The sequence below is a fragment of the Bradyrhizobium barranii subsp. barranii genome (genome assembly GCF_017565645.3).
Taxonomy (GTDB): domain Bacteria; phylum Pseudomonadota; class Alphaproteobacteria; order Rhizobiales; family Xanthobacteraceae; genus Bradyrhizobium; species Bradyrhizobium barranii.
Genome location: NZ_CP086136.1, coordinates 3039537 through 3056422 on the forward strand (window position 1 = coordinate 3039537; position 16886 = coordinate 3056422).

The 16886-nt window shown below is 62.2% G+C and carries 7 protein-coding genes and 8 pseudogenes; 8 read left to right on the plus strand and 7 right to left on the minus strand.

Annotated elements, in window-relative coordinates:
• Nucleotides 1-158: 158 nt before the first annotated feature.
• From J4G43_RS14660 to J4G43_RS14670, 3 genes and pseudogenes are all read left to right on the plus strand, one after another.
• Nucleotides 159-1284, plus strand: a pseudogene (locus J4G43_RS14660) (IS3-like element ISRj2 family transposase).
• A gap of 374 nt (nucleotides 1285-1658) precedes the next feature.
• Nucleotides 1659-3011 carry an HlyD family secretion protein gene (locus J4G43_RS14665; protein ID WP_225004896.1) on the plus strand — a complete coding sequence of 451 codons (1353 nt, stop codon included), beginning with the start codon at nucleotides 1659-1661 and terminating at the stop codon, nucleotides 3009-3011.
• Nucleotides 3008-4953: pseudogene (locus J4G43_RS14670) on the plus strand (glycosyltransferase). Before J4G43_RS14665 ends, J4G43_RS14670 begins: the two are co-directional and overlap by 4 nt.
• A gap of 250 nt (nucleotides 4954-5203) precedes the next feature.
• Here the strand turns inward: J4G43_RS14670 and J4G43_RS14675 are convergent.
• Nucleotides 5204-5794 (minus strand): annotated as a pseudogene (locus tag J4G43_RS14675) (ACT domain-containing protein); the annotation flags it as partial.
• 335 nt (nucleotides 5795-6129) lie between these two features.
• Here J4G43_RS14675 and htpG point away from each other — a divergent pair.
• The 4 genes and pseudogenes from htpG to istB all read left to right on the plus strand — a co-directional run.
• The gene (gene htpG / locus J4G43_RS14680) at nucleotides 6130-8007 is read left to right on the plus strand and encodes a molecular chaperone HtpG (protein ID WP_208085218.1); all 1878 of its coding nucleotides are present in this window, start codon (nucleotides 6130-6132) and stop codon (nucleotides 8005-8007) included.
• Between the two features lie 157 nt (nucleotides 8008-8164).
• Nucleotides 8165-8634, plus strand: a pseudogene (locus J4G43_RS14685) (IS5 family transposase); the annotation flags it as partial.
• 111 nt (nucleotides 8635-8745) lie between these two features.
• Nucleotides 8746-10272 (plus strand): annotated as a pseudogene (gene istA / locus J4G43_RS14690) (IS21 family transposase).
• Nucleotides 10269-10994, plus strand: a pseudogene (gene istB / locus J4G43_RS14695) (IS21-like element helper ATPase IstB); the annotation flags it as partial. The pseudogenes istA and istB, both read left to right, overlap by 4 nt.
• Before the next feature lie 60 nt (nucleotides 10995-11054).
• Here the strand turns inward: istB and J4G43_RS14700 are convergent.
• The 6 genes and pseudogenes from J4G43_RS14700 to J4G43_RS14725 all read right to left on the minus strand — a co-directional run bounded on the left by J4G43_RS14700 (nucleotide 11055) and on the right by J4G43_RS14725 (nucleotide 15711).
• Nucleotides 11055-11817 (minus strand): annotated as a pseudogene (locus tag J4G43_RS14700) (IS6 family transposase).
• A 50-nt stretch (nucleotides 11818-11867) separates the two neighbouring features.
• A pseudogene (locus J4G43_RS14705) lies at nucleotides 11868-12259 on the minus strand (transposase); the annotation flags it as partial.
• Between the two features lie 200 nt (nucleotides 12260-12459).
• On the minus strand, nucleotides 12460-13479 hold the full coding sequence (locus J4G43_RS14710) for an IS110 family RNA-guided transposase (RefSeq protein WP_208085219.1): 1020 nt from the start codon (nucleotides 13477-13479) through the stop codon (nucleotides 12460-12462).
• A gap of 131 nt (nucleotides 13480-13610) precedes the next feature.
• On the minus strand, nucleotides 13611-13844 hold the full coding sequence (locus tag J4G43_RS14715; RefSeq protein WP_208085220.1) for a hypothetical protein: 234 nt from the start codon (nucleotides 13842-13844) through the stop codon (nucleotides 13611-13613).
• Nucleotides 13841-14719, minus strand: coding sequence for an ABC transporter substrate-binding protein (locus J4G43_RS14720; RefSeq protein ID WP_208085221.1), 879 nt, complete (start codon nucleotides 14717-14719; stop codon nucleotides 13841-13843). Before J4G43_RS14720 ends, J4G43_RS14715 begins: the two co-directional genes overlap by 4 nt.
• Nucleotides 14720-14805: 86 nt before the next feature.
• Nucleotides 14806-15711: a LysR family transcriptional regulator gene (locus tag J4G43_RS14725; RefSeq protein WP_225004898.1), complete on the minus strand. Its 906-nt coding sequence runs from the start codon at nucleotides 15709-15711 to the stop codon at nucleotides 14806-14808.
• A 161-nt stretch (nucleotides 15712-15872) separates the two neighbouring features.
• Here J4G43_RS14725 and J4G43_RS14730 point away from each other — a divergent pair, with 161 nt between their 5' ends.
• Nucleotides 15873-16796 carry a VOC family protein gene (locus tag J4G43_RS14730; RefSeq protein WP_208085223.1) on the plus strand — a complete coding sequence of 308 codons (924 nt, stop codon included), beginning with the start codon at nucleotides 15873-15875 and terminating at the stop codon, nucleotides 16794-16796.
• The last annotated feature ends 90 nt before the right edge of the window (nucleotides 16797-16886 follow it).

The window sequence follows — 16886 nt, forward strand, 5'->3', positions numbered from 1 at the left end:
ATGAGCAACGTGTCTTCCGTCAGCGTCGAGCCTTGCAACCGCTTTACGAGCGCGCGCGGTTTCGTCGCGCAGAGCTGGCCCCGCAAATTCGGACAGTAGCTTGAGTGGATTTTCTGCCTGACAGCGGCGAGGATTCTTGCTGCGAATCAGGAGCGAAGATGACGAAGAAGAGCCGCCGGACGCATTCTCCGGCATTCAAGGCGAAGGTTGCTTTGGCTGCGGTCAAAGGCGACAAGACACTGGCGGAGCTGGCGCGTTTGATGTTCATCCGAACCAGATCACGATCTGGAAAAACCAGCTCCTGGAAGGCGCCGCCGGCGTGTTTGGGCATGACAAGACATCGGCCGAGACGCCGGTCGATTTGAAGGCGTTACATGCCAAGATCGGCGAGCTGGCGTTGGAAAACGATTTTTTGTCCGGCGCGCTCACCAAGGCGGGCCTGCTGAGCGCAAAGCGATGATCGACCGCGATCATGATCTTTCTATCGTGCGCCAGGCGAAGGTCCTGAAGCTGGCTCGCAGCACGGTCTACTATGAACCTCGGCCAGTTTCGGCCGAGGACCTTGCCTTGATGCGTCGGCTCGATGAGCTGCATCTCGATTATCCCTTCGCGGGAGCGCGTATGCTGCGATCGTTGCTGCGGCGGGAGGGCGTATACGCCGGTCGCCGCCACATCGCGACGCTGATGAAGCGCATGGGGATCGAGGCGGTCTATCGTCGCCCGAACACGAGCAAGCCGGCTCCGGGTCACAAGATCTACCCGTACCTGTTGCGCGGATTGAAGATCGAGCGGCCCGACCATGCGTGGGCAATGGACATCACCTACATTCCGATGCGGCGTGGCTTCGTCTATCTCGCGGCGGTCGTCGATGTGTTCAGCCGACGGGTCCTGGCCCATCGCGTCTCGATCACAATGGAGGCGGCCTTCTGCGTCGAAGCGGTCCAGGAGGCGTTGGCGAAGCACGGCAGGCCCGAGATTTTCAACACGGATCAGGGCAGCCAGTTCACCAGCCTCGAGTTCACCGATGTGCTGCTGGACGCGAAGATCGCCATCAGCATGGACGGCAAGGGCGCCTGGCGCGACAACGTGTTTGTCGAGCGGCTCTGGCGCACGGTCAAATACGAAGAAGTATATCTCCGCGCCTACGACAGCGTGTCCGAGGCGCGAGCGTCAATTGCCAAGTATCTGGCCTTCTACAATCAGGGACGCCCTCACTCGAGCCTTGACGGGCGCACGCCCGACGAGGCTTACTTCGGCACGCAAGCTATGGTGATGGCCGCATGACCGTCGCCGACGGTTTTGTCGTCGCTCTGGTCGGGCTACGCCCTCCCGACGCAACGACAAAACCGTAAAGCCCCGCGTTCAGCATAACCCGGCAGGAATCCACTTAAATCCAGCGGGGCGCTGTCCAAACAACCGGGGCCAGCTCTCGCCCTGAGTAGAAAATGGCTGTTGCAAACGCCTAGGTTGTATGCAACCGTAGGCTTGGGCCTCAGAAACCCGAGATAGCATCAGTGGCCATCAATCGGCCAGCGTATAACAGCCCCGTTCGGTGGGACGGTGCGCCCATGTCGAAGGGGCACCCCAAAAGCACATTGGCCGTTCAGGATTACGGTTTCTGACCCCCGCGCGCACTGACAGTTCAGGGGCCGGTCATCATGAATCAGGAACAGCAGAAGCCCGTTCCCGAAGATCATACGTCCGTCAGCAAGGACGAGGAATCGGGCGCACGAGGGTTGCGGCGCGATTTGCAGGATCGGTTGCAGCCGGCGCACGACGAGCCGGTCAGCGATAGCGCTCCCCATCCCGAAACGCCCCGAGGCTCCAGCCGATGGGTTCGCCGCCTGCTCAAGGTCGGCATCGGCCTTGCCATCGTCGCCGTCTTCGGATGGCTGCCGCTGAAGGCGGTGCTGCAGACCTCGAGCGTGGAGGCCGTGGTCAACGCCAGGATCGTGACCTTGCGGTCCCCGATCGACGGCACCGTGAGTGCGAAGCCGCAGGGCTCCGCGCAACTCAGCGTGGTTCACGAGGGCGACGCGATTCTTCATGTCGTCAACGCGCGCGGCGATCGCGTACGGCTCGATGACCTCCGGCGGCAGATGTCGCGGCTGGAGAACGAGCGCCCGAGCCTGGCCGCCAAGCTCGCGGCCGCCGAGACCGCGCAACAGGACCTCGCCCGCCAGGCGGGCCAGTTCCGCGATGGCCGCATCCTTCAGCTCGAGGCGCGCATCGCCGAAATCCAGTCGGCGATCGAGGCCGCGGCCGCGCGACGGGAGGAGGCCGTGGCCGCCGTCGAGCGGGCCTCTTCACTGATCAAATCGGGCACCGTCTCGACGGTCGAAATGGCCCGCCTGACGCGCGAGCAGGCGATCGCCCAGCAGACCGAGATCGGTGCCCGCCGCCGGCTCGATGCCGCCAAGGTTGAGCTCACCGCTGTCAGGAGCGGCACCTATCTCGGCGACAGCTACAACGACCGGCCGAGCTCCGCTCAACGCGAAGAGGAGATGCGACAGCGCGCCAGCGATCTGCGCGCCGATCTGGCACATGCCGATGCCGAGATCGACTGGCTGACCCACGAGATCGCCGTCGAGCAGCTGCATTACGTCAACCGGGCGGAAGCCGACATCAAGGCGCCGGTCGCCGGGCGTATCTGGGAGATGATGACGTCGCCGGGCGAGGATGTCCGGGCCGGGCAGCCCTTGCTCAAGCTGCTCGATTGCAGCGGCGCCGTGGTCACCGCCAACGTCACCGAAGGCGTCTACAACCGCCTCCGGCTCGGCGAGCAGGCGAGCTTCGAGCCGAATGACGGCAGTGCGGCGATCCATGGTGAGATCGTCAATCTCACCGGCGCATCGGGCGCGCCCGCGAACCTTGCGATCAATCCGGATGCGTTGAACAAAGAACCGTATCGTGTGACGGTCTCGATGCCGGCGCTCGACAGCACGGGCAAGGAATGCGCGGTCGGCCGCACCGGGCGGGTAGTGTTCAACGGGGACGCGGCAAAGTCATGATGGCGGCCTTTGCGCCCGGGCTGGTCGCCTTTGGCGCCTGCCTTGCGATCCTGCCGCTGCTCCGGCGCGAGCACACGCTGGCCCGCGTCATGATGACCGGCGTGTCGTTCGTGCTGCTGCTCCACTACTTCGTCTGGCGGGTGACCCAGACCTTGCCGCCTCCGGGCCTCACCGCCGACGCGCTGGTCGGCTTTCCCTTTGTGGTGGCCGAGGCGGCCTCGATGATCGCGGTGTGCCTGTCATTGCTGTTCCTCTCCAGGACCATCGACCGCTCGCCCGAGGTCAATGCGATCCTTCGCCGATCCAGGGCGTCGACAGATGGGCCGCTCGTCGACGTCTTCATCTGCACCTACAATGAGGAGAAGGCGATCCTGGAACGCACCATCATCGGCGCGACGGGACTGAACTATCCCAATTACCGCGTCTGGGTGCTCGACGATGGGCGGCGGCTCTGGCTGCGCCGGCTCGCCCAGGAGCTCGGCTGCAACTATCTGACCCGTCCGGACAACCGCCACGCCAAGGCCGGCAACATCAATCATGCGCTCCGGCACGTATCCACCCTGCCGGAGAGGCCGGAGTTCATCTCGATCCTCGATGCCGACTTCGTCCCGATGCCGGACTTCCTGACCCGGGCGATCAGCCTGATGCAGGACGGCAGCGTCGGCGTCGTGCAGACGCCGCAGCACTTCATCAATCCGGATCCGATCCAGACCAACCTCGCCGCGACCGACGTCTGGCCCGACGAGCAGCGCTTCTTCTTCGATATCCTGATGCCGGCCAAGGATGCGTGGGGCACCGCATCTGCTGCGGCACCTCATCGCTGATCCGCTTCTCCGGCCTGATGCAGATCGGCGGCTTCCCGACCGATTCGGTGACGGAAGACTATCTCGTCACGCTGCGGCTGAAGGAGAAGGGGCTGCGCACGGTCTATCTCAACGAGCGCCTGACCATCGGCCTCGCGCCGGAGGGACTGAAGGAATACATCACCCAGCGCGGGAGGTGGTGCCTCGGCTTCATGCAGATCTTCAGAGGCCGCAGCGGGCCGTTCTCGCGGCAATCCAGGCTCGCCTTCATCGACCGGCTGTCGCTGATCGATGCCTTCATGAGCTGGTCGGCGGTCTACGGCACCAAGGTGTTCGGCCTGGTGGTGCCCTGGCTCTATCTGCTGTTCGGGATCAAGGCGGTCCATGCCGATCTGTTCGAGCTGCTGAAATATTTCATGCCGTTCTATGTCTGGCACGCCTTCACGATGGCCTGGATATCGCGTGGCCGCTCGCTTGCGATCATGACCGACGTCTCGCAATACATCGCGGCGCCGGCGGTCCTGAAGGCGGTCGTGACCGGCCTCGCCAAGCCGCAGGGCCACAAATTCAAGGTGACCGCCAAGGGCGGCGACCGCAACCTCCGCTTCATCGAGTGGCCGCTGCTGCGGCTCTATGGCGGTGCCTTGCTGATCACGCTGGTGGGGATCGCCTACGCCTTCATCCTGCACCTGCGAGGCGAAAACATCGCCTATGGCGGGCTGGCGCTGGCCTGGAGCCTGCACAATTGCGTTGTGCTCGCGATCGTGTGCTTCATCTGCATCGAGCAGCCGCGGCGCCGCAAGGCCGAGCGTTTCGAGCGCGACGAGCCGATCCTGATCCACGAAGGCGCCGAGCCACGGCTGGTGCGGATGGCCGACATCTCGATCTCGGGCGCGCGCTTCATCGATCCTGCGCCGCCCGCAATCGGCGCCGCGATCAAATGCAATGTCTACGGCCAGAGCGTGACCGCGACCGTGGTCCGCCGCACCCGCGACGGCTTCGGCGTCCGCTTCGAGGATGCGGTCGCGACCCGGGTCAACGTCGTGCGCGCCTTCTATGCCGGCGAATATGTCCGCGCCTTCAGCGGCGTGCGCGCCGCGCCGGTCGGCAAGGCCCTGCTGATGCGGTTGTTCGGCTGACGACGAGCGGCGACAAGCCTGAGTGGCGGCGCAGTCTCTCACCGTCATGCAGTCTCTCACCGTCATCCCCGCGCAAAGGCTCCGCCTTTGTCGCTGGAGGAGCGCGCTCTTGCGCGCGTCTCGAAGGATGCACGGCCCGGATATGTCCGCGGGTTGGGTTCTCACGCGGCGCGAGCCTGGCCATCGATCCTTCGAGACGACCGCCGTGCGGCCTCCTCAGGATGACGGGTCTTGCATGCTCCGCTTTAACCTACGCCGCCGGCTTCGCGGCCTGGTCCTCGCTCGCGGGCAGATGCAGCAGCGCGCTCTTGATCGCGGCCTGCCGGGTCGGCGCCGTGATCTGGGCGCCGAGCAGGTCGGTGACATAGAACACGTCGCGGGCGCGTTCGCCGAAGGTCGCGACATGGGCCGAGGCGATGTTGAGGTTGAGCTTCGAGATCGCGGTGGTGAGCTGATAGAGCAGGTCGGGGCGGTCGAGGCCGGAGACCTCCATCACGGTGTAGCGGTCGGACCACTGGTTACTGATGGTCACGTCGGGCTCGACGATGAACGGCCGCGCCTTGCTGCGCACCGCGCGCTTCGCAACCGCCTCGGGCAGCCGCAGCTTGCCTTCCAGCACCTGCTCGATCATCTCGCCGATCCGCGTCGCGCGGCGGCCTTCGTCATCGTCGCGATCGTATTCGCGCGAGATCGAGATGGTGTCGAGCGCGCGGCCGTCGGTCGTGGTGTAGATCTGCGCTTCGACGATGTTGGCGCCGGCCGAAGCGCAGGCGCCGGCGATGATCGACAACAGCCCGGGATGGTCGGTTGCCAGAATCGTCAGCTCGGTGACGGCGCGGATAGGACAGCGTATCGATTGCGGATCGTGCGTTCGTGGCGATGGCCTCATGGTCGCCACGCCTCATAGCTTCGCAGGCGACGGTTATTCCGAAGCACTCGGTCGCGGGAACGGGGACCACGGACTTTCAGGGACATTTCCTCAGGGGCCGCGGCGGAACTTCTGTGGTCGACGGCTCGTTGTGGTCGCGCGGAGCCTCCCGCTTGCGCCCTTCAGTGGGCCTCGGCCGACCTCCAGCCACAGGCGGGAAAGGTCAACAGTCCCATCACGACTCTTGATCCATCGTATTTCTGCGCTATATCCGGGTTCCCCTTACCCAATTGTGATCCGGTGAATGCATGACGACGTCAGATACGGCTGTGCATACGCAGCCCTTTCAAGCCGAGGTGTCCGAGCTGTTGCACCTAATGGTGCACTCCGTCTATTCGGAGACCGACATCTTCCTGCGCGAGCTTCTTTCGAACGCGTCGGATGCCTGCGACAGGCTCCGCTATGAGGCTATCGCGATCCCTTCATTACTTGGCGAGGGCGAGGCGCTGAAGGTCCGTATCATTCCGAATAAGCCGGCGAATACGCTGACGATCGCCGACAACGGCGTCGGCATGGAGCGGCAGGAGCTGGTCGACCATCTCGGCACCATTGCCCGCTCCGGCACCAAGGCGTTCGTGTCGAAGCTGAAGGAGGCCAAGGACGGCCTAGGCCTGATCGGTCAGTTCGGTGTTGGCTTCTATTCTGCCTTCATGGTCGCCGAGAAGATCGTCGTGATCAGCCGCCGCGCCGGCGAGAGTGACGTCTGGACCTGGACGTCCTCCGGCGGCTCCGGATTCGAGATCGCCCGCGCCAGCGACGAGGACGCAGCGCGCGTGGCGCGCGGCACCGAGATCGTCCTGCACCTGAAGGACGACGCGAAGAAGTATCTCGAGACCTACGAGATCGAGCGCATCGTCGGTGCCTATTCCGACAACATCCTGTTTCCCATTGAGCTCGTGCCCGGTGAGGGCGAGCCGCGCCAGATCAATTCGGCAAGCGCGCTGTGGCAGCGCTCGAAATCCGAGCTGACGGCAGACGACTACAAAAAGGCCTATCAGCAGATCGCTTCCGCCTTCGGCGATCCCGCGATCACGCTGCACTACCGCGCCGAGGGCCGCCACTCCTACGCCGTGCTGCTGTTCGCACCGTCGACGAAGCCGTTCGACCTGTTCGAGCCGAATCGCAAGGGCCGCGTCAAACTCTACGTCCGCCGCGTCTTCATCACCGATGATGCCGATCTGCTGCCGGGTTACCTCCGCTTCATCCGGGGCGTCGTCGACAGCGAGGATCTCCCGCTCAACATCTCCCGCGAGATGCTCCAGAACAATCCGCAGCTCGCGCAGATCCGCAAAGCCGTGGCGACCCGCGTCGTGTCCGAGCTCGAAAGCCTCAACGAGAAGGACCCGGAGAATTTTGCCAAGATCTGGGATGCTTTTGGCGCGGTGCTGAAAGAAGGCATCTACGAGGATTTCGAGCGTCGCGAAAAGCTGCTGGCGCTGTCGCGCTTCACCACCACCTCAGGCGAGAAGCGCTCGCTCAAGCAGATTATCGCCGATTTCAAGCCGAACCAGACCGAGATCTATTATCTCGTCGGTGACAGCATCGAGCGACTGAAATCCAATCCGCGGCTGGAGGCCGCCACCGCGCGCGGCATCGAGGTGCTGTTGCTGTCCGATCCCGTCGACGCGTTCTGGACCTCGATGCCGTCGGAGTTCGAGGGCAAGCCGCTGAGGTCCTTGAGCCAGGGCGATCTCAACCTCGACCTGATTCCGCGCACTGACGAGGTCGACGAAGCGAAGCAGGACGAGCCGGCCGCCGATGAAGCGGCCACCATCGCCTTGATCAAGGCCGCGCTCGGCGAGCGCGTCAGCGACGTCAAGGCTTCCACGCGCCTCACGAGCTCCGCCTCCTGCCTCGTCGCAGGCACTGACGGCCCGAGTCGCGAGCTGGAGCGCATTCTGTCGCAGCAGAACCGCGGCATGCGCACCAAGCCGATCCTCGAGATCAACCTGCGCCATCCGATGGTGGCAGCGATTACCAGGGCAGAGGCCGGCTCCAAGGCCGTCGACGACCTCAGCCTGCTTCTGCTCGAACAGGCGCAGATCCTGGACGGCGAATTGCCGGAGCACGCGGCGGCCTTTGCAGCAAGGCTGAACCGGCTGGTGCTGCAGGGGCTCGGTAGGTAGCCCAGACACGTGCCTCCGGGTGGATAGTGATTTGCCGCTGCGCATTTCCTCCAGATGGAGTTAGAGTCCGGCCGAAGATGTAGCGCTAGGTCGTGTGGACTCGAGGGATTCCCTTTTAGGAGCAAATCAGATTCAAAGCTGCTTTTGGGAGGCAGTCTTGGGTGTGATGGAGCGGTTGGTTTTGAGCGATGCGGCGTGGGAGCGGATGGCGCCGCTGATCATCGGCCGGCCTGACCAGAAGGGCTCAACGGGACGCGACAACCGGATGTTTGTGGAGGGCGTACTTTGGATCGTGCGCACAGGCTCGCCCTGGCGTGACCTTCCGGAGGCGTTCGGCGACTGGAACAGCGTGTTCCGACGCTTTAGCCGGTGGAGCATCAAGGGAGTTTGGGCACGGATTTTCGAGGCGATGTCGGACGATCCGGACTTCGAATATCTGATCGTCGACTCCACCATCGTCCGGGCGCATCAGCACGCCGCCGGAGCGAAAAAAGGGGGTCTGAAGATCAAGCGCTCGGCCGCTCGCGCGGCGGCCTGAGCACCAAGATACATCTGGCCGTCCGAGGCCTGGGATGCCCGGTGCGGTTCACGCTGACCGCAGGCCAGAAGGGCGACGCGCCGCAAGCTGTGTTTCGGCATGGAATAAGGACCCCGTTTTCGGGGTGATCGGCATCCAATCGGGACCCCGGGATAAGGGTCCACAGTGGCTTCCATCGAGTCATGGAAGCCGAGGTTGGGATGCTGGTGGTGGAGACGATTGGTAAGATCCGTCGCGCCTACTTTGTTGATGGTCGTCCGATCAAGGCGATCTGCCGAGAACTTGGCGTATCGCGGAAGGTGGTTCGCAAGGTCATTCGTTCTCAAGCGACGGAGTTCCGGTACGAGCGCGAGACGCAGCCGCTCCCGAAGATGGGTGCCTGGAGTGCCGAGCTTGATCGGTTGCTGGCAGGGAATGAGAGCAAGGCGGCGCGGGAACGGCTGACGCTGATCCGGCTATTCGAGGAGCTTCGCGGCCTGGGTTATGCCGGCGGCTATGATGCGGTTCGTCGATACGCACGACGGTGGAGCAAGGAACGCGGCACCTCGACAGCGTCGGCTTATGTGCCGCTGAGCTTTGCACCCGGCGAAGCCTACCAGTTCGACTGGAGCCACGAGGTCGTCCTGCTGAGCGGCACCACGGTGATGGTGAAGGCTGCTCATGTCCGGTGTAGAAGTTTTCATTTAATCTGACAGAATGGTTTTGGACCGGTGGGAATGGAGCTGCGGGGCGAGCGGGAGACGCAGGAGATGGTGTTCGACGCCCACGACCGAGCGTTCGCGCTGTTCAAGGGCACCTGCAGCCGCGGCATCTACGACAACATGAAGACCGCGGTGGAGACGATCTTCGTCGGTAAAGGGCGTCTCTACAATCGCCGGTTCTTGCAGATGTGCAGCCACTATCTGGTCGATCCAGTCGCCTGCACGCCAGCGTCGGGCTGGGAGAAGGGGCAGGTCGAGAACCAGGTCGGGCTGGTCAGGGAACGCTTCTTCACGCCGCGGCTGCGGTTCAAAAACCTCGACGAGTTAAACGCCTGGCTGCTCGACAAATGCATCGGCTACGCCAAGGCTCATCGTCATCCGGAGCTGGTCGATCAGACGATCTGGGACGTGTTCGAAGTCGAACGCCCTAGGCTCGTTCCCTATGCAGGCCGCTTCGACGGCTTCCATGCGGTGACGGCGTCGGTCTCGAAGACCTGCCTGGTGCGCTTCGACAACAACAAGTACTCGGTCGCAGCCAGCGCAGTCGGACGACCGGTCGAGGTTCAAGCCTATGCCGATCGCATCGTGATCCGTCAGGATGGACGCATCGTTGCCGAGCACCTGCGATCCTTTGGCCGCGGCGATACCGTCTACGACCCTTGGCACTATGTGCCGGTGCTTGCCCGCAAACCGGGCGCCTTGCGCAACGGTGCTCCCTTCAAAGATTGGGTGCTGCCGGCAGCGATCGAGCGGATCCGGCGCAGGCTCGCAAGCACTGACGACGGTAACCGGCAGATGGTCAACATCCTCAACGCGGTGCTGACTGACGGTCTGCCCGCGGTGGAAGCAGCCTGCGCTGAAGCGCTCAGTCACAGCGTCCATTCCGCCGATGTCGTGCTCAATATCCTGGCCCGTCAACGTGAACCGGCCCCGCCGGCCAACATCATGACGCCAGCCGCACTGACGCTCCGTCACGCACCAATCGCCGATTGTGCCCGCTACGACAACCTCCGGAGGACCAACTGATGGAACGAACCCAAATACTTCGATCTCATGAGCGAACTCAAGCTACGGCATGAAGGCTGCCTTCGACGAGATCATGGCGACTGCCGTCAAGCGCCAGCACGAACCTCAGCGCATTGTCGGCGACCTGCTCAACGCCGAGATCAACGAGAAGCAAGTCAGGTCGATCAAATACCAGCTCACTATTGCCAAGCTGCCGCTTGCCAAGGACATCGCCGACTTCCAGTTCGACGGTACGCCAATCAATCAGACTCTCGTCAATGATCTCGCTGGCGGCGGCTTCATCGCCCAACAACGTAACGTCGTTTTGGTTGGCGGCACCGGCACAGGCAAGACCCACCTGGCCATTGCCATCGTCAGAAGCTGCATCCGCGATGGCGCTAGAGGACGCTTCTACAACGTCGTCGACCTCGTCAACCGGCTCGAGACCGAAACCCGCAACGGTCGGCAGGGACGTCTCGCCGAGCATCTGACCCGCATGGACTTCATCGTTCTCGACGAGCTGGGCTATCTGCCGTTCGCGCAATCCGGCGGTCAGCTCCTGTTCCATCTCATCAGTCGGCTCTACGAGCGCACCTCCGTCATTGTCACCACAAATCTTGCGTTCGGCGAATGGCCGAACGTGTTCGGCGATGCCAAAATGACCACCGCGCTACTCGACCGATTGACCCATCACTGCGGACATCGTCGAGACCGGCAACGACAGCTGGCGATTCAAAAGCCGCGACGATGTTCAAACAACCCGCGCTCGCGCCGTCTCCGCAACCGCGACCGGCATCATCAACTTAATCGACCGCCGAGCCGAAGGAGGCGATTCTCAAAGGTTCGAGATTCGGCGATAGCGCTTGTCGTGGAGATTTCGCGCCAAGTCGCAAAGGCTCGCTCGCGCGAAGCACGACGGAAGTCGGCAGTGACAGCTCCGGGATAGGGGATGTGGAAAAGGTTCGCGACCTGATCGTGAACTGACAGAAACCGTTGAGCCTGACGGGACGATTTGAAACGCTTCATGATCCGCTCGTGTCGCCGCGTCGGCTGATGAGAATTCTCGGCCCGATTGTTGAGAGCTTTGTGCTGGCGATGTTCGACGTGAAAGCCCATCTTCGCCCTCGCAGCGCCGTACGAACGGAGCTTGTGCGTGATCATCACGCGCGGCGGCGTGCCGGCGGATTTCAAGAGCTTCTTCATGAGCCGCTGGGCAGCGCGCGAGTCTCTTCGGCGCTGGATCAAGACGTCGAGAACGAAGCCATTCTGGTCGACAGCGCGCCAGAGCCAATGTTGTACGCCCGCGATCGAGATAACGACTTCGTCCAGATGCCATTTGTCACCGCGAGCGGGTGCGCGCTGGCGGATCCGATCGGAGAACGGCTTGCCGAATTTCCGTCCCCACTGGCGCACGGTTTCATAGGTCACGCCAATGCCACGCGCCGCCAGCATTTCCTCGACCATGCGCAAGCTTAAGGGAACCCGGAAATACAACCAAACGGCATAGCTGATCACTTCCGGCGGGAAGCGATGGCGGCGATAAAGAGGGTCCTTGGCAGTCCGCAGGCCGCTCGTCTACCCCCTCCGCCGCTCCAATTCGTTAACTTGACGGTACCGTCCGGTCGCCTGCTGCGGTAGCGCACCGATGTGCGGTCTGCCTCCAGGACTTTGCACGCCCGCCGTTCGCTCACCTCGAAGGTGGTCCGCAGATGAGCGACGGCCTGTCGCCTCGCGGCGGGCGTCACCATTTTTTTGCGGCGACGTCCTTGAGCATGGCGTTGTCGAGCATTGCTTCGGCCAAGAGCTTCTTCAGCTTGGCGTTCTCGTCCTCCAACGCCTTGAGCCGCTTGGCGTCGGACACCTCCAGACCACCGTACCGGGCCTTCCATTTGTAGAACCTTGCGCTGGAGATCCCGTGTTTGCGGCAGACATCAGCCGTCGCCGCACCCGCCTCCTGCTCCCGCAAAATCCCGATGATCTGTTTCTGTATTCGGTCTGCTTCTGTCAATCCCTTAAGAGCGCGTGCCGCGGGTACCTTGCTTCTGTTCGTGGTCGGCAAAGCCGCCACACGATGGGATTCGGTTGAATGGTCGGTTCAAGCTCTTCGGCGTAGTCAGCCGCCTGGAGGGCGGACGCCACGACAGATCATACGAACTCGACCATCCCCACGCCCCGCGACGGGCGTCTCTTGGGATGGCGATGGCGTCCTTACGCCACCGCCGTCCATCGGAATTCGGTTCCATCAACCCACATTCGGTGAAGGACGACCGCCATCTTTCTGGCCAGCGCGACCTTCGCACGCTTGCTTCCTTGCCGGTGGGCAACACGCACCGCCCAAGCCTTCATCGGAGACCATCGGGTTGATGGCCTGAGAACAACGTTGGCAGCTTCGAACAGGGCTGTGCGCGTCTCTCCATCTCCGACTTTTGTGATCCGTCCCACCCGATCAACCTCGCCAGATTGGTATCGCCGGGGCGTTAACCCGAGATAGGCCCCGACGGATTGGGAATGCAGGAATCGCCTAGGATCGTCCACAGTGGAGCGGAAGGTCAACGCAGAGACCGGGCCGATCCCCGGCATCGTCATCAAGAGCCGACAAGCCGGGTCACTGCGCACGACCTTCAGAACCAGACGATGCAGTCGGGCGTACTCCCGCATCAGCGCTTCGCGTCCGGCAAGCAGCGGATTCATGATCGCCTCCAGCAAGGCGTCATCGCCCACCAACTCACGAACTCGCGTCGCGAACAGAGTCCGCGAGACGACTCCGACTTTGAGACCGAGCGGACGCAGAAGTCCGCGGATGACCTGCTCTGCGGCAGCGATGGAGCGGATGATATGCTTGCGAGCCGCGGCCAGCGTCCGCGCCCTTTGGCTGCCGATGCTCTTGACGTGAACAGGCTTGAACCATCCCGTTCTCACCACCTGCGCGATCCCACGGGCGTCATTCCGATCGGTCTTCACCGGCATGGCCGAAAGTGCCGCCTTAACCTGGCGGGCTTCCAAACTGACGGCCGGCAGCCCCAGTTCGATTAGATTTGCGGTCAGCCATTCTGACGTCGGTCCTGCCTCAAGGCCCACCCGTTCAACTTGACCAGCCCATGGTTCGAGGTACTGCACAATCGATGGCGCGTCCGCCAAGGTGGTTCCCTCCCGGATAAGCTTTCCGGTCTCGTCCACCGCACATACCGCAACGGAATTCAGCGAAACATCGAGGCCGACGTAGATCATGACTTTTCTCCTTCGGATGGAGTAGGTCCGTGATCATCAGCCAAAACGTGCCGCGCGGCAAATAGGTCAGGCGATCGGGACCGAATACCCCATCTCTTCCGTGAACCGACTTGGTTTCATGGTCCATCTCCTCAGAGGTGACGGACTCTAACTGCCGCCCGCAAATTGCCGAGAGCTTCCAGAGCAGAATCCCAGTTTCGAAGAAGTTCGAGAACGCTCTTGCCCGCCAAGAGCTCGCGGCTGGTTGCGGGGCAGATGCGAATGAGATCGTCGAGCGCCGCAACACGTTCGCCGATGGCCAAGCCCGCTCGCGGCGTCTCGGCACCACGGCGGAAAGTGGCTACTGCGTATTCATGCAGCGTCATCGGTTGGGCTCCCGTGAATAGCCGGCACTGTCGAAGAGACTGGAATCGACCAGATCTGAATAGGTAACATTGGCCCCGCGCAACCTCGCACGCTCGCGTTGGGCAATGAGGAGGGCGACACCGTCCCGGTCCGGAACGAGCGACCTGGGTAGAATTTCGATCATCGCTTCAGCAGAGGGACTCGACATGCCGGCCTCAATGAGATGCGAGACGGCGATTTTCCTACTTGTCAGCGCCCGCGCCCGCGCGTGATCCAGTGCCGCTTGCCAAGCGATCACACCGGCGCGAACGCGATCGTCTGAGCTGCGCCGCACGACCAGCCCTTGGCCGGGAAATGCAGGATAGCGATCGTTCACGCGTGACAGCACTCGCGCCCCCTGTGCGATGGCCGTGCCGTCGAAGGGGGGCCCGAGCAGGGTGGCGTCCCCTTCTCCGGCCAATAAACTCTGGTATCGTTCACGCACGCCGCCGGCAGCTTTGAGTGCATACGATCCGCTCGGCAATCCGGCATCGTCCAGCAACGCTCTGGCGGCCACCACGAAACCGTTCTTCGTCGAATCGACGAGAAGCTTGCCGCCTCTCAAGTCTTCGATTTCGGAAACGTCCGCACCGGCAATCAGGGAGAGGGGAGTCGTCTGCTCGACTTGCGCGATGATACAGAGATCTCGTCCGAAGTCGCGCATCCTCCAGTCCATCACATTGTCCATGGCAGTGACGACTGCATCTGCCGCCCCGCTCACGAGAGCCACGAACTGCTCATCGGAGGATTTTGTTGCAATGCCGTCAATTCGCGGGCGCGCCGGCGTCGATCGCGTGCTGGCGCGCGCCAGGATCGAGATTGCGGGCTCGACAAACCAATTGACGGTGATTTGCATTCCTCGTCACTCCTCCCGCCGAGGAGAGCTAAACGAAACGTATCGTTGTGTAAAGAACGCGCCGGAATAGCTTTGCTGCCCCGCGGCTACTTCTTCTGCATCTTAGCGGCGGCTTTCTTGAAGATGTCCCGTATCCAAATAATGCCGGGGTCGCGGCTGCGATAGTGGTGCCACTGCATCTGCTGCTCGAACCGCTCCATCGGGAACGGGAGCTCGAGGACTGAAATGGAGAGGTGACGTGCCCAGAGTTGCGCGGTGCGGCGATGGACGACCGCTATGCGGTCGGTCCCGACAACAAGGTGCGGTACGGAAGAAAAAGCGAAGGTCGAGATCTCCGTCCGCCGCGTGATCCCCAATTGATCCAGGAGAACGGAATCGAGCGCGCCCCCCGTCGGCGAGGAAAGATATCGCACGTGACCTGCGGCTGCGAACGCCTTCCGGGTGAGCGGTTCTCGGCCGTACTTGCCGCGACGCCATGCCACGTAACAATAATCGTCGTCGAACAGCTTGATCGACGGGTGTTCCGGTGAACAAACGATACGCGGCGCGAGCAGAAGATCCGCCTCACCCCGTTCCAGATAGACGTTGGGTCGATCCGTCTGCCGCAAGAAATGGAAGCGGATGTGATCGCCGAAGGGGGCCGTGAGCTCGAGTACCGGCGGAATGATGGTGTGAAGCGAGTAGTCGGAGACGAGCAGGCGGAATTCACGGCTCGCCTGTTTGGGATCGAAATCAGGCTTCTTGGCCAAAGCGGCCTCGATGCGCGTGAGCACGTCGGCGATTTCGGGGCGCAGTATTTCGGCGCGTACGGTCAGTTCCATTTTTTGACCAACGCGAACGAGCAGCGGATCGTCGAAATATTGCCGAAGCCGGCCAAGGGCGTTGCTCATCGCGGACTGGCTGAGGTTCATGCGCTCTGCCGTCTGGCTGATGGACTTTGTGACAATCAGGTGGTCGAGCGCGACGAGCAAGTTGAGATCGAGATTGTTCAACCGCAACTTTACCTCCAATTTATTGATCTGATGAATAGATATGATTTAAACTATCCATTTTCTTGATGAATTGCCAGGGCATATGCTGATGTCTCGGATCACCCGCGCAATGCGCTCCTTGGATTGGCGGGTTCCGACAAAGATAATGGAGGAGGAAAGCCTTGAAAATCGTCGGCCCCGATGAGCTTGTGTTCGGTGTTGATAGTGTGGAGGCGTGCGCCGCGTTCATCACCGATTTTGGATTGAAACATGTCGGTGAGAAGGACGGCTCCGGGCTTTACGAGGCCCTCGATGGAACGGGCTTGTCGATCTATCCCAAGGATGATCCCAGCCTGCCGCCGCCGCTGCCGACCAGCAACATGCTCAGAAAGACGATTTATGGCGTCGAGGATCAGCAGACCCTGGATCAGATCAAGGATGAACTCAGCAAGGACCGTCAAGTCCAGGTTCGGCCGGATGGTACGGTTGAAGCGGTGGACGACTTAGGGTTCGCGCTCGGCTTCCGCATTACGCGGCGCCGCCAGCTGACCCTGCTGCCGGAGCGCATCAATTCGCCCGGTGCTGCTCCCCAGCGTGGCTTCAACGAAATCGGCGCTAATGAGGACGCCGCGGCGTTGCCGCGAACCCTGTCGCACGTCGTCTATTTCGTGCCCGATGCGGCAAAGATGGAGGCCTTCTACATCCAGCGTCTTGGGTTTGCCGTGATGGACCGGTTCACCGGGGGCGGTCCATTCCTGCGCCCAGCTTCGAACACCGATCATCACACGCTATTCCTGATCCAAACCCCGGAATACATGAAAGGGATCGAGCATTTTGCATTCCACATGCAAGGTCCGACGGAATTGATGCTTGCCGGATCGCGAATGGTGAAGAAGGGATACCAGTCGTTCTGGGGACCGGGTCGCCACAAGTTCGGCTCCAACTGGTTCTGGTATTTCAACAGCCCAATGGGTACCCACGCTGAATTCGACGCTGATATGGATGTCTTCGATGATAAGTGGGAGCCGCGCGTCTTGCCGATGAGGACCGAGCATTCTCAGATCTTCCTGCTGGAGCATGGGGAAAAATGGGCTCCGGGCGGCTAGGTCGCGGCGGGTACCAACGGGTGCGGGAGTAGGGGGCCGCGCCCGTATTCTTGTTCCGTGAAAATGCAAGGCAGCATGCTTACACAATGA

Coding starts and splice junctions, on each gene's coding strand:
- J4G43_RS14665 (WP_225004896.1), top strand. CDS start 1,659: ATGAATCAGGAACAGCAGAAGCCCGTTCCCGAAGATCATACGTCCGTC.
- htpG (WP_208085218.1), top strand. CDS start 6,130: ATGACGACGTCAGATACGGCTGTGCATACGCAGCCCTTTCAAGCCGAG.
- J4G43_RS14710 (WP_208085219.1), bottom strand. CDS start 13,479: ATGATCTACGTCGGCCTCGATGTTTCGCTGAATTCCGTTGCGGTATGT.
- J4G43_RS14715 (WP_208085220.1), bottom strand. CDS start 13,844: ATGACGCTGCATGAATACGCAGTAGCCACTTTCCGCCGTGGTGCCGAG.
- J4G43_RS14720 (WP_208085221.1), bottom strand. CDS start 14,719: ATGCAAATCACCGTCAATTGGTTTGTCGAGCCCGCAATCTCGATCCTG.